A 12,109-nucleotide genomic window follows, 5' to 3' on the forward strand; every position below is an offset into this window, starting at 1 on the left:
GAATCCCATAGCCCGGAAGTCATCACGGCGCCCCGGTCACGGTCTGTTCGAGGTCGAGGCAGATGCCCGTCATCGGCGCCGAGGCCGGGCTAAGCATCCACACCGCCTGCCGCGCGCAATCCTCGGGGCTGATCAGGCGGCCGAGGGGCGTTTCCGCCGCCCGCGCATCGAGCCATCCCTCGCCCCGGCCGAGCGTCACCGCGTGCAGGTGCCGCTCCGTCTCGGTATCGGCCCAGCCGAGGTTGATCCCGTTCACCCGGATCCGGTCGGCCATGTGCGCATGCGCGGCGTTCTTCGTAAGCGTCAGGAGCGCGCCCTTGGTCGCGGAATAGACGGCGAGGTCGGGCTGCCCGCAATGGGCGTTCATCGACAGGATGTTGACGATCGATCCGGGCTGTCCGCGGCGCTTCATGTCCGCGATGGCCCCGTCCATCAGGAAGAAGGGCGCGCGCGTGTTGACCGAGAACATCCGGTTCCAGAGTTCCACCGTCGCGTCCCCGTAGCCCGCCCGCGTCGTCAGCCCCGCGGCGTTCACAAGCCCGTCGATCCGGCCGAAGCGGGCGAGTGCCGCGGCGACGACGTCCTTCGGCGCGTCGGGCAGGGCGAGGTCGGTCGTCACCGTTTCGACCGGGCAGGGCAGGTCGAAGGTCACCGGGTCGCGGTCCACCAGCACCAGCGCCTCCGCCCCGGCCTCCGCCGCCTGCCGCGCGATGGCCGCGCCGATGCCGCGGGCAGCGCCCGTGACGATGACCACCATCCCGTCGAGGCCCGCCCTCATCCGCCGATCCCTTCCATGAAGCGCGCGAATTCCTCCTCGGCTATCCCGACGAGATGCGTCTCCTCGGGGAAGGCCCCGCTTTCGACATCGGCCCGGAACTCCAAGAAGGCCGCCACGCGCTCGGCCTGCAACCGCGCGTATTCGCCGGCGAAGTCGCGGTAGACCTTGGCGTGGCGCGGCACGCGGGTCTTGCCCTCGCCCAGGATGTCCTCGGCGAAGAGATACTGCGCGTCGCAGCCGGCGCCCGCGCCCATGGACCACAGCAGGATGTCGAGCCGCTTCGAGATCTCGCTGGCCACGCGCGCCGGGACGACCTCGATCTCGACCGCGATGGCGCCCGCTTCCTGGTAGGCGCGGCATTCCTCGAAAAGCCTGATCGCGCTGCCCGCGTCCCGGCCCACGGCCCGGAAGCCCCCCGTGAAGGTCGCGCGCGAGGGGACGAGGCCCGCATGCCCCACGACCGGCACCCATTCGCGGGCCAGCATCTCGACCGTCCGCAGCGAGCCCGAGCAGTAAAGCGCGTCCGCCCCGGCCTCCAGCATCTGCCCGCAGAAGCGGAGGTAGTCGTCGGACGTGCCCGCCTCGGGATGCGCCTTGCCGGTCATCGAGAAGACCGACGGCGCGACCTCGCGGTAATGCGGATGGCCGACAAGCTCCGGCGGGACGCTGGCGATGTCGATCCCCGCCGCCTCCGCCGCCGCGGCCTCGTCGAGCGTGAAGTAGCGCAGCATCGTGAGCTGCCGCTTGCCCTTCAGCGCGCGGAGATCGGCGACGGTGGGGCGCGGCGTCATACCTGCACCTTGACGCGCCCGCCCTCGACGCGGGCCGGGTAGGTGGCCAGCGCCACGCAGACGGGACTGCGCAGTGCCGCGCCCGTCTTGTAGTTGAAGCGCCCGTTATGCTTGGGGCATTCGATCGTGTCGTCCATCACGAGACCGTCGGCCAGGTGCACCTGCTCGTGCGTGCACAGCCCGTCGGTGCACCAGACGCCATCCTCCATGTCGCGGTAGATCGCGAAGGTCCGCCCGCCATGGTCGAAGCGGATCACGTCCTCCTCCTCGATCTCGTCGAGCGCGCAGACATCCACCCAGTCGCCCATGTGCGTCTCCCTCAATGCCGTTCGTTGTCGAGCGCGTGGAACTCCGCGCGGTAGGGCCGCGCCGAGGGCGGCAGCTCCTTCCTCAGGTAGTAACCGGGCTCCCGCCTCTGGCGCAGCATCGCGCCGATCATCTCGCGGTAGCCGTCGAGGATGGAGGTGTTCGCCGCCGGCAGATCGTCGCGGATCAGCGCGTGAAGCTTCGGCAGCGCGTGGTAGGGGACCATGGGGAACATGTGATGCTCCACGTGGTAGTTCATGTTCCAGTAGATCCAGCGGCTGACCGGGTTCATGAGCACCGTTCGAGAGTTGAGCCGATGGTCGAGCACGTCCTCGGCAAGCCCTCCGTGCTGCAGAAGGCCGGTCAACACCATGTGCCAAGTCCCGTAGATGCGCGGCCCCCCGATCAGCATCAGCGGCAGAAGCGACCATGTGGCGAGCGCAAGGGCGACCGCCAGGACATGGATCGCCACGAAGGCCCGCGCCCAGGCCACGGCCTTGGGCAGCTCCGCCTCGGGAATGTAGTCCCGCTCGGCCGGGCCGAACCGGCCCATGGCGTTGCGGGCGAGGATTGCGAAGTGCTGGAACACGTCGGGGATCCCGATGAAGGCCAGCGCCTTCCGGGCGAGGTCCGGCGGGCGCATCACCGCGATCTCGGGGTCGCGGCCGACGATGATGGTGTCGGTGTGATGGCGCGCATGGCTCCAGCGCCAGCTGACGGGGTTTCGCATGACCATGAAGCTTGCCAGTGCGTAGACAGCGTCGTTCATCCAGATCGTGCGGAACGCGGTGCCGTGCCCGCATTCGTGCCAGCGCGAGTCGCAGGCCGAGCCGTAGAGGACGCCGTAGACCGCCCAGAACGGCACGGTCCACCATGTGCCCCAGGTGGCGATCCCGCCACCCGCGCACAGGATCAGGAGGCCGATCCAGATTGCCGTGTCGCGGATCGCGGGGCCATCGGTGCGGCGCATCAGGTCCTTCATGACCTTGCGCGGCACGTCGGAATGATACCACTCGGCCGAGGCAAGCCCCGCCTCGACCGCGTGGCGCGCCTCGGGGCCCGTCAGGCTGTAGTCGCGGGGCGTTCGTGTGATTTCCGCCAGTGCCATCGTGTCGCTCGTGCCTCCCGTCACCCGCGAACCAGCCGGACCATGACGGCGCGAGTCGGACATTGAAGTCAATCGGCTTTGTTGAGGTGAAATGATGTATTGCCACCAAATGGCATGGATTCGGCCATGTTTTTCTTGGCAACGATCAACCCTTGACGCGGTCTGCCATCGCGGAAAACATCAAAATACCTCAAGGAGGAGCGCGCATGTCCCCCACGCTCGCGGATGTGGCCCGGGAGGCCGGGGTTTCTACGGCGACGGTGGACCGGGTTCTGCACGACCGGCCCGGCGTCTCGATGAGGATGCGCGCGCGCGTCCTCGGCGCGGCGCGGCAGATCGGCTACCTGCCGGATGCGGACGTGGCGCCGATCCGCCCGGTGCGCCTTGCGGCGCTGCTCCCGGCGGGAACCAATGCCTTCATTGCCGATCTCGCCGCGCATCTGTCCGAGGAGGCGGCGCGGCGCGACGGTGTGGCGCTCAGGATCGAGCGGACGGCAAGCCTCGATGGCGGCGAGATGGCCGAGCGTCTCATGGCCCTTCAGGGCCGCGTCGAGGGGATCGCGGTCGTGGCCGTGAACCACCCCGGCGTGCGCGAGGCGCTGCGCAGGCTGGATCTGGCGGGCGTGCGTGTGATGACGCTCGCCTCGGACATTCCGGATGCGCCGCGGCTTGGCTACGTCGGGATCGACAACGGGCAGTCGGGCCGCCTGGCGGGCCTGATGATCGGTCGGTTCCTCGGCCCCGGCGCGCGGGGCAAGGTGGCGTTGTTCGCGGGCACGCTCGCCTATCGCGGCCACCAGGAGCGCGAGATGGGCTTTCGCCAGATCCTCGCCGAGGAGTTTCCGGGGCTGGAGATCGTCGAGTTGCGCGAAAGCCGGGAGGATCGTGACCGCGCCGAGGCCGAGACGCTTGCCCTTCTGCACCGTCATCCCGACCTTGCCGCGATCTACAACGCGGGCGGCGGGACCATGGGGATCGCACGGGGCCTGCAGGCCACCGGCCGCGCGCGCGAGGTGGTCTTCGTCGCCCACGACGCCACGGCGGAGAAGACCGCGCTTCTGCTCGACGGGACGCTCGACGCGGTGATCGACCAGGATGCGCGGGCCGAGGCGCACGAGGCGCTGTCGCGGCTGAGCGCCGAATTGCGGGGCGCGGTGCACGTGCCGAACCCGCCGCGATTGCAGCTCATCCTGCGCGAGAACCTGCCCGGCTGAGCCTCAGCCTTCGCAGGGCGCGTCGGGGGCGGCGACGCCCGGGGACACGAACAGGCGCAGGTGGACGGGCCGTCCGTTGGTATAGTCGTTGCCCCGGATCTCGGTCAGGTCCGGCACCCCCGGCGGGGCCTCGACCCCCTCGGGCAGAAGCGCGGGATCGATCCACGCGGCCCGTCCCTCTCCCTCGGCAAGCCAGGCAAGCGCCGCCCCGGCGTCCGTCAGCCGCGTGTCCGTGCCGAACTCGAAGACGACGCTGGGTGCGGAATGCCCGGCCACGGCGGGCGGGCTGTCGAGGCACGAAAGCCGCGCCATCGCCTCGCCCATCCGCGGCGTGACCCAGAAGTCGCGGGCGGCCGGCAGGCTGACCGCGGTCAGGGTCCAGGCCATGACGATGCCGGCCGCGGCGAGCGCCGCCGTGCCGCGCCCCGCCTGCCCGCGGTAGAAGAGCACCGCGCCGGCCAGCGCCAGCCCGACCAGCGCGATGCCGCCGAGCGTGGCCACGGGCGACAGGCCGTCGCCATAGGCGATCGGCGCGCCGATCGCGATGACGGCAAGCAGCGTGGTTCCCACGGCCAGCCCCGCGGCGCCTGCATGCGCGGCCCAGCCGCGGAACCGGGTTTCGCCGTCGATGAGCGAGACCAGCGGTACGGCGGCCAGCAGCATGAGCGCGGGATAGACAGGCAGCGTGTAGTGGATGAGCTTGGTCCAGATCGCCTCGAACACTATCCAGGTGGGCACGATCCAGCCCAGGAGGAACGCGCCCTCCGCCGTCCGCTTCATCCGCCAGCCGGTGACGACGGCCAGCGGCAGGAGCAGCGTCCAGGGCCAGAACGTGCCCCAGACGAACAGGAGGTAGAGGCCGGGCGGCATGCCGGAATGCTCGCCCGTGGCCGCGATCTTCTCGGCCATGTCGCCGCCGACGGACGCGGTCAGGAAGGCGCCCTCGGTCCGGATCATGATGGCGATGAACCACGGAAGTGCGAGAAGCAGCATCCAGGCGAGACCCGGCAGGGGGCGCAGTCGCTTCAGCCAGGCGAGGCTCCGGCCGCTCGCGGAGACCCAGAGCGCTGCGGTCAGGACCGGCAAAAGGATGATCGGGCCCTTCACCAGCAGCCCCGCGGCGATGGCCGTCCAGAACACCGCCGGTACGCCGATGCCCCGAACCGGCCCCAGCCAGGCCCGCGCCATGGCCCCCATCGCCAGCACCACGGTCAGCAGAAGCGTCGCGTCGGTCTTGGCCGTCCGCGCCTCGGCCGAGAGCATGTAGACGGTCGCCAGCATCACGCCCGACAGCACCGCCGCCCGCCGCCCGACAAGCGGCGTGCCCGCCCAGATCAGCGCCAGCGCGGCCAGCGCGCCCATGAGGTAGGAGGGCAGGCGATGCGGCCAGATCTCGTTGGTGCCGGTCAGGCCCGTCAGCTCCAGCACCGCGGCCTGCATCCAGTAGACGCCCACGGGCTTCACATGCCGCGCGCCTTCCTGGAAGCGGATGTCGACCCAGTCGCCGGTCTCTGCCATCTGGCGGCTGGCCTGCGCATAGCGTGCCTCGTCGCGGTCCTGCACCGGCAGCTCCGCGAGGCCCACCGAGAAGCTCAGGAGTGCCAGCAGCAGCACCCAAAGCGGTGCGAGCCGTGTCAGCAGGTTCGGGCTCGCCGCGTCGGGCATCCGGTCACCGCGGCGCTATTGCGCGGCCGGGCCCGGCCGGTGCACCGCGTCGGCCTCGGCCGCTTCGGCCAGGCGGTCGGCGCGGCGGACCTTGCGGATCAGCACGAGGTTGCGGGTATAGACGATGAGGCCCATCGACTGGCCGAGGATGAAGACCACGTCCTGCCGGTAGATCGCGTAGGACAGGAGCATCGCGCCCCCCACGATCGAGAGATACCAGAAGGCCACCGGTACGTAGGACCGCCCGGCGCGCTCCGATGCGATCCACTGCACGATGAAGCGCATCGAAAAGGCGATTTGCGCCGTGAGGCCGAGGACGACCCACCAGAACTCCACCCAGCTGTCGATGGAGAGGAAGGCGAAGATGCTTTCGGTCATGACTGCCTTTCCGCGCCGCCGTTCGGGGCGTCAATCGTCGTGTCCTGCGGGCCGAGCCTGCGGCGGCGCCGGATCAGCCAGGCGACGCCGAGAAGGTCGCTGAAGCCGACGACCGCCCTGCCGAAATTGGTGTATTTCGAGCGCCCTGCAACCCGCGGCCGGTGCGAAACATCGACATGCGCCACCTGCCAGCCGTCGCGCTGAAAGAGTGCGGGCAGGAACCGGTGCATGTGATCGAAGGCGGGCAGGGCCAGGAAGGCATCGCGGCGGAATGCCTTGAGCCCGCAGCCGGTGTCGCGCGTCCCGTCCTTCAGGAGCCATCCGCGCAGCGTGTTCGCAGCGCGCGAGGCCAGGCGCTTGGGCAGGGGGTCGTTGCGGCGCTTGCGCTGGCCCGCCACGAGGCCGAGACGCTCGGGCGCACCGGCGGCCAGCAACGGGGCGAGCACCGTTGGGATTTCCTCGGGCGGGTTCTGCCCGTCGCCGTCCAGCGTGCAGATCAGCGGTGCGCGGGCCGCGCGCACGGCGTCGTGGACCGAGTGCGACTGGCCTGCGGGCCGCGCATGGGTGACGATGGTCACCGGCAGGCCCGGATGCGCCTCGGCGAAGGCCCGGAGCGCGGCGCCCGTGCCATCGCGTGAGCCGTCATCGGTGACGCAGAACTCGAAAGGCCCGATCGGGGTGGCGGCGATGCGGCAGGCCTCGAGAAGTTCGGCCGCCGTCTCGCCCTCGTCCAGCATCGGGATCACGATGGCGAACCGCGGTGCCGTCTCGCGGTCCGCGGCGTCTTTGCCGTGTTCGCTCTGTGCGCTGGTCATACCAAGGGTCGCAGTCCGGGCCGGTTGGCGGGGGTTTATGCCGAATGCCGCGGGGAGGAAAGCCGTTTCCCCGTGACCTCGCGTCGTCGGCTTCAGCTTGCGTAGCGCGTCGTGCCGCGGCGCCGTTCGTCCAGCGGTTCGGTCAACACCATGGCGTTGTGCGCGCGCTGATCGCAGTTCACCCGCGGGCAGATGCGGCAGTTGATGCCGATGGGTACGGGGTGCGACTGACCCGCGCGAAGGTCCTCGGCATAGCCGATCTGGCCGACGTGCTCGACCGCGCAGCCCATGGCCACGGCGAGGCGCACGTCCTGTGCGTGGCGGGTGACGCTGGGGCGGTCCACCGTGCGGGCGAAGACGAAGAACTGGCTCGTGTCCGGCATCTCGACGAATTGCGGCACGATCCGGCCGGGTGTTCGAAACGAGGTGTGCACGTCCAGGCGCGGACAGGCGCCGCCGTACTCGGCCAGGTGGAAGTCGGTGGCGTTGAACCGCTTGGTCACGTTGCCGGCCTTGTCGATCCTGAGGAAGAAGAACGGCACCCCCTGCGCGCCCGAGCGCTGCAGGGTGGTGGCGCGGTGGCAGGCCTGTTCGAAGCTGACGCCGAAGCGGGTTGCGAGGTGGTCGAAGTCGTATTTCGTGGCCAGCGCCTCGGCGAGGTAGGGCCCGTAGGGCATGAGGACGGCGGCCGCGAAATAGTTCGCCAGCTCCACCCGGCACCGCGCGAGCCCATGGGCGTCGGGGATGTTGGACTGGGCGAGAAGGCCGTCGAACAGCGCCCGGTTCTCGATCAGCCCGGCGACATGAACCAGCTGGAAGACCCGGTTGGGGTGGTCGAGCGCCTCGGACAGAAGGACCTCGCGCCGGTCCTCGTCGTATTGGCGCAGCGTGTCGGGCATCTCGTCGATCCGCACGAGGCGAACCCTCAGGCCCAGCCGGTCCCGGAGCAGCGTCTTGACCTCGGCATAGACGTCGTCGGGCGCGACGTTGCGGCCATCCCAGAACCGTTCGGCGGCCCCTTCCAGCGCCTCGAAATGGTTGTGGTGACGGCGGAAGTAGTTGTGAACGGCCGCCTCGGGGGAGGTGGTCAGAAGCGCGCCGTTGGCATCGCCGCCCGCCGCCATCGTCATCAGCTGGTCCGACGCGGCGAGCCATGCGCCGTGCAGTTTCAGGAAGGCGGAGACGAGATCCGGACTGTGGATCTGGGCGGCGCGCAGCTGCGGCAGGTCCGGCCGGTCGCCGTCGAAGAGCGTGTCCTGCAGCACGGCGCGCAGGTCGGCGAGAACCGAGGTATCGTCATCCTCCGCGATATCGCGCCAGTCGACGCCGTAGACCTCGAAGAGCTTCAGGAGCACGGGCACCGAGACGCTGCGCTCGTTCTTTTCCAGAAGGTTCACGTAGGACGTAGAGATGCCGAGGGCGCGGCCCATGTCGGCCTGGGTTTGCCCCTGCTCCAGCCGAAGGCGGCGCAGGCGGGGTCCGATGAAGGTTTTCAGCATACCACAGCATCCCGTATATTTCACAAATTTACAGAATCTATAGCATGTAAATTCTCGCGTTTACAGCAGGACCCGGAAGCGTTTCGCGATTCCCGCATCTCGTGCGCATGGTCACTCCAAGCCAGAAGGCGCCGCTGCGGCGAGGAGGAGTGCTTCGATGAAAACCGGCCAGACCCACCTGTTCATTCCCGGGCCCACCAACGTGCCAGACGAGGTGCGCCGCGCCATGAACGTCGGGCAGGAGGACATGCGCGCCCCCGATTTCGGCGACCTGACGCTGGGCCTGTTTGCCGACCTCAAGCGGGTCTTCCGCACCGAGACGGGGCAGGTCTTCATCTTTCCCGGCTCCGGCACCGGCGCCTGGGAGGCCGCGATCACCAATACGCTGAACCCCGGCGACAAGGTCCTGATCGCCCGCTTCGGCCAGTTCTCGACCCTCTGGGCGCAGATGGCCGAGCGTCTGGGGCTGAACGTCGAGATCATCGACGTCGCCTGGGGCGCGGGCGTGCCCGTGGCGGAGTTCGAGCGCCGTCTCGGCGCCGACACGCACGACGAGATCAAGGCGGTCTTCGTGACCCATAACGAGACGGCGACCGGCGTCACATCGGACATTGCCGCCGTGCGCCGCGCGCTCGACAGCTGCTTCCACGACGCGCTGCTCTTCGTCGACGGCGTCAGCTCCATCGCCTCGATCGACTTCCGCATGGACGAATGGGGCGTCGACCTCGCCGTGACCGGTAGCCAGAAGGGCCTGATGTGCCCCGCGGGTCTCGGCATTCTCGGGGTCAGCGAAAAGGCGATGGAGGCGTCGAAGAGCGCCACCATGCGCCGCGCCTATTTCGAGTTCTCCGACATGGCGAACATGAACGCGGGCGGCTACTTCCCCTACACGCCGCCGACGCCGCTTCTGCGCGGCCTGCGCGCCTCGCTCGACCGGCTCTTCCGCGAGGGCCTGGACGAGGTGATCGCCCGCCATGCGCGGCTGGCCGAGGGCATCCGCCGCGGCATCCATGCCTGGGGCCTCGACCTCGTGGCGGAACACCCCTCGCTCTATTCCGACACGGTCTCGGCCATCCGCACGCCCGAGGGGGTCGATGCCCGGGACGTGCTGCGCATCGCCTACGAGGAGATGAACACGAGCTTCGGGTCGGGCCTCGCGCGGCTGAACGGACGCGTCTTCCGTATCGGGCATCTGGGCGACTTCAACGAGGGAATGGCGCTGACAGCGCTCTCGATGGCCGAGATGGCGCTCTGGCGGGCGGGCGCGGAGGTGCCTTTCGGCGCCGGCGTGGCGGCGGCGCAGCGGTTCTATACCGGCGCTGCCTCGGCCAATCCCCAGCTCCGGCTCGCGGCCGAGTAACCGACTTAAAACAAGGAAGAATCCCGTGTCTCACACGCTTCACCCGCTCCGGCGGCAACGGCTGCATCGTTCCGAACTGGCCGTCCCCGCATCGAACCCGACCATGGTCGAGAAGGCCGCCGACAGCGACGCCGACGTGGTGTTCCTCGACCTCGAGGATGCCGTCGCGCCCCCCGAGAAGGACCAGGCGCGCAAGAACGCGATCGAGGCGCTGAACGACATCGACTGGGCGGGCAAGGGCAAGACGGTCTCGGTCCGGATCAACGGGCTCGACACCCACTACATGTACCGCGACGTCGTCGACATCATGGAGAAGGCCGGCGACCGGGTGCACACGCTGCTGGTGCCCAAGGTCGGTGTGCCGGCGGACCTCTACATGGTGGAGGCGATGGTCAACCAGATCGAGCAGGGCTGCGGGCTGGAGACGCGCGTGGGGCTGGAGGCGCTGATCGAGACGGCGCTCGGCATGGCGAACGTGGAGGCCATCGCCCAGTTCGGCGGTCGGCTTGAATGCCTGCATTTCGGTGTCGCGGACTACGCCGCCTCCATGCGGGCGCGGACGGTGAACATCGGCGGCCTGAACCCCGACTACCCGGGCGACCAGTGGCATGCGTCGATCACGCGGATGGTCGTCGCCTGCCGCGCCTATGGCCTGCGTGCCGTGGACGGGCCCTTCGGCGATTTCTCGGACCCCGAGGGTTACAAGGCCGCCGCGCGCCGCGCCGCCGCCCTCGGCTGCGAGGGCAAGTGGGCGATCCACCCCAGCCAGATCGCGCTCGCCAACGAGGTCTTCAGCCCCCCCGAGGCGGAGGTGACCCGCGCCGAGCGCATCATCGAGGAACTCAGGAAGGCCGAGGCGCAGGGCAAGGGCGCGGCCAGCCTCGACGGCAAGATGATCGACGCGGCCTCCGAGAAGATGGCCCGCAACGTGATCGACATGGCCAGGGCGATCGCCGCCAAGGCCTGAGAACACGCGGCGCCGGAGGAGGGCGCCGCGAAACCCAAGGGAGGACCCCGACATGGACATCCACGAACACCAGGCCAAGGACATCCTCGCAGGCTTCGGCGTGCCGGTGCCGAAGGGTGGCCTCGCCTACAGCCCCGAACAGGCCGCCTACCGGGCGCGCGAACTCGGTCTGCCTTGCGTCGTGAAGGCGCAGATCCACTCGGGCGGGCGCGGCGAGGTCGGCGGCGTCAAGGTCTGCAAGACCGAGGCGGAAGTCCGCGACTATGCCGCCGGGCTTCTCGGCAAGACCCTGGTGACCAAGCAGACCGGTGCGAACGGCAAGGTGGTCCACCGCCTCTGGGTCGAGGAAGCCACGGACATCGCGCAGGAAATCTATCTCGGCTTCGTCCTCGACCGGAAATCCGAGCGCATCATGATCGTCGCTTCCGGCCATGGCGGCATGGAGATCGAGGATCTCGCCCACGAGGACCCCGACAGCCTGGTGCGCATGGTGATCGACCCCGCGGCGGGTCTTGTCGACTTCCAGGCGCGGGAGCTGGCCTTTCGCCTCGGGCTCAAGGGCAAGCAGATCGGCCAGATGATGACGACGCTCCGCGCCTGCTACCGCGCGTACCGGGACATGGACGCGATGATGGTGGAGATCAATCCGCTGGCCGTGACCGGCGCGGGCGACCTCGTGGCGCTCGATGCGAAGATGAGCTTCGACACCAACGCGCTGTTCCGCCGCCCGCAGGTGGCGGCGCTGCGCGACCCCGCGCAGGAGGATGCGCGCGAGGCGATGGCCGCCGACAACGGCCTCGCCTACGTGGGCCTCGACGGCGACATCGGCTGCATCATCAACGGTGCCGGCCTCGCCATGGCGACGATGGACATGATCAAGCTGGCGGGCGGCGAGCCCGCGAATTTCCTCGACATCGGCGGTGGCGCGAGCCCCGAGCGCGTCGTGACGGCCTTCCGCACGGTGCTGAGCGATCCCAACGTCGGCGTGATCCTCGTTAACATCTTCGCGGGCATCAACCGTTGCGACTGGATCGCGAAGGGCGTCGTGCAGGCCTACAAGGAAGTGGGTCTCACCATCCCCGTGGTGGTCCGCCTTTCGGGCACCAACGTGGAGGAAGGCCGCCGCATCATCAGGGACAGCGGCCTGCCGCTGATTTCCGCCGACACGCTTGCCGAAGCCGCTGAGGAGGCCGTGAAGGCCCGTCCGCAGCCCGTCGCCGCCTGAGAA

12 protein-coding genes are annotated in these 12,109 nt (G+C 69.3%); 4 read left to right on the forward strand and 8 right to left on the reverse strand.

Translation table 11 applies throughout. The features are described from left to right. Nucleotides 1–22: 22 nt before the first annotated feature. The 4 genes from N8I71_RS08140 to N8I71_RS08155 are packed head-to-tail and all read right to left on the reverse strand — an operon-like array spanning nt 23 to nt 2,983. Nucleotides 23–778, reverse strand: coding sequence for an SDR family oxidoreductase (locus tag N8I71_RS08140; RefSeq protein ID WP_262877458.1), 756 nt, complete (start codon nt 776–778; stop codon nt 23–25). Then, nucleotides 775–1,569, reverse strand: a complete 795-nt coding sequence (locus N8I71_RS08145; RefSeq protein ID WP_262877459.1) for a 3-methyl-2-oxobutanoate hydroxymethyltransferase — start codon at nt 1,567–1,569, stop codon at nt 775–777. Before N8I71_RS08145 ends, N8I71_RS08140 begins: the two co-directional genes overlap by 4 nt. Beyond that, nucleotides 1,566–1,877 carry a MocE family 2Fe-2S type ferredoxin gene (locus tag N8I71_RS08150; protein ID WP_262877460.1) on the reverse strand — a complete coding sequence of 104 codons (312 nt, stop codon included), beginning with the start codon at nt 1,875–1,877 and terminating at the stop codon, nt 1,566–1,568. The genes N8I71_RS08145 and N8I71_RS08150 overlap by 4 nt, the downstream gene beginning before the upstream one ends. 11 nt (nt 1,878–1,888) lie before the next feature. After that, nucleotides 1,889–2,983 (reverse strand): fatty acid desaturase family protein, encoded by a 1,095-nt coding sequence (locus tag N8I71_RS08155; RefSeq protein ID WP_262877461.1) that lies wholly within the window; start codon nt 2,981–2,983, stop codon nt 1,889–1,891. A gap of 206 nt (nt 2,984–3,189) precedes the next feature. Between N8I71_RS08155 and N8I71_RS08160 the strand changes: the two genes are divergently transcribed. Further along, nucleotides 3,190–4,197 (forward strand): LacI family DNA-binding transcriptional regulator, encoded by a 1,008-nt coding sequence (locus N8I71_RS08160; RefSeq protein WP_262877462.1) that lies wholly within the window; start codon nt 3,190–3,192, stop codon nt 4,195–4,197. A gap of 3 nt (nt 4,198–4,200) precedes the next feature. Here the strand turns inward: N8I71_RS08160 and N8I71_RS08165 are convergent, their stop codons facing one another. From N8I71_RS08165 to N8I71_RS08180, 4 genes are all read right to left on the reverse strand, one after another. Beyond that, complete coding sequence (locus N8I71_RS08165) at nt 4,201–5,862, reverse strand: ArnT family glycosyltransferase (RefSeq protein WP_262877463.1); 1,662 nt, start codon at nt 5,860–5,862, stop codon at nt 4,201–4,203. A 15-nt stretch (nt 5,863–5,877) separates the two neighbouring features. Next, a complete protein-coding gene (locus tag N8I71_RS08170) occupies nt 5,878–6,240 on the reverse strand; it encodes a lipid-A-disaccharide synthase N-terminal domain-containing protein (protein WP_262877464.1) in 363 nt (120 codons plus the stop codon). Continuing rightward, nucleotides 6,237–7,055: a glycosyltransferase family 2 protein gene (locus tag N8I71_RS08175; protein WP_262877465.1), complete on the reverse strand. Its 819-nt coding sequence runs from the start codon at nt 7,053–7,055 to the stop codon at nt 6,237–6,239. Before N8I71_RS08175 ends, N8I71_RS08170 begins: the two co-directional genes overlap by 4 nt. Before the next feature lie 92 nt (nt 7,056–7,147). Beyond that, on the reverse strand, nt 7,148–8,554 hold the full coding sequence (locus N8I71_RS08180) for a helix-turn-helix domain-containing protein (RefSeq protein ID WP_262877466.1): 1,407 nt from the start codon (nt 8,552–8,554) through the stop codon (nt 7,148–7,150). A 157-nt stretch (nt 8,555–8,711) separates the two neighbouring features. Here N8I71_RS08180 and N8I71_RS08185 point away from each other — a divergent pair, with 157 nt between their 5' ends. Genes N8I71_RS08185 through N8I71_RS08195 form a run of 3 tightly spaced genes read left to right on the forward strand, consistent with a single transcriptional unit; the run spans nt 8,712 to nt 12,106 of the window. After that, on the forward strand, nt 8,712–9,914 hold the full coding sequence (locus N8I71_RS08185) for a pyridoxal-phosphate-dependent aminotransferase family protein (RefSeq protein ID WP_262877467.1): 1,203 nt from the start codon (nt 8,712–8,714) through the stop codon (nt 9,912–9,914). 25 nt (nt 9,915–9,939) lie between these two features. Continuing rightward, a complete protein-coding gene (locus N8I71_RS08190) occupies nt 9,940–10,881 on the forward strand; it encodes an HpcH/HpaI aldolase/citrate lyase family protein (protein ID WP_262877468.1) in 942 nt (313 codons plus the stop codon). Nucleotides 10,882–10,933: 52 nt separating this feature from the next. Continuing rightward, complete coding sequence (locus N8I71_RS08195; protein WP_262877469.1) at nt 10,934–12,106, forward strand: malate--CoA ligase subunit beta; 1,173 nt, start codon at nt 10,934–10,936, stop codon at nt 12,104–12,106. Nucleotides 12,107–12,109 lie beyond the last annotated feature (3 nt).

The organism is Roseicyclus sediminis (assembly GCF_025515305.1).
Lineage (GTDB): Bacteria > Pseudomonadota > Alphaproteobacteria > Rhodobacterales > Rhodobacteraceae > Roseibacterium > Roseibacterium sediminis.

Coding starts and splice junctions, on each gene's coding strand:
- N8I71_RS08140 (WP_262877458.1), bottom strand. CDS start 778: ATGAGGGCGGGCCTCGACGGGATGGTGGTCATCGTCACGGGCGCTGCC.
- N8I71_RS08145 (WP_262877459.1), bottom strand. CDS start 1,569: ATGACGCCGCGCCCCACCGTCGCCGATCTCCGCGCGCTGAAGGGCAAG.
- N8I71_RS08150 (WP_262877460.1), bottom strand. CDS start 1,877: ATGGGCGACTGGGTGGATGTCTGCGCGCTCGACGAGATCGAGGAGGAG.
- N8I71_RS08155 (WP_262877461.1), bottom strand. CDS start 2,983: ATGGCACTGGCGGAAATCACACGAACGCCCCGCGACTACAGCCTGACG.
- N8I71_RS08160 (WP_262877462.1), top strand. CDS start 3,190: ATGTCCCCCACGCTCGCGGATGTGGCCCGGGAGGCCGGGGTTTCTACG.
- N8I71_RS08165 (WP_262877463.1), bottom strand. CDS start 5,862: ATGCCCGACGCGGCGAGCCCGAACCTGCTGACACGGCTCGCACCGCTT.
- N8I71_RS08170 (WP_262877464.1), bottom strand. CDS start 6,240: ATGACCGAAAGCATCTTCGCCTTCCTCTCCATCGACAGCTGGGTGGAG.
- N8I71_RS08175 (WP_262877465.1), bottom strand. CDS start 7,055: ATGACCAGCGCACAGAGCGAACACGGCAAAGACGCCGCGGACCGCGAG.
- N8I71_RS08180 (WP_262877466.1), bottom strand. CDS start 8,554: ATGCTGAAAACCTTCATCGGACCCCGCCTGCGCCGCCTTCGGCTGGAG.
- N8I71_RS08185 (WP_262877467.1), top strand. CDS start 8,712: ATGAAAACCGGCCAGACCCACCTGTTCATTCCCGGGCCCACCAACGTG.
- N8I71_RS08195 (WP_262877469.1), top strand. CDS start 10,934: ATGGACATCCACGAACACCAGGCCAAGGACATCCTCGCAGGCTTCGGC.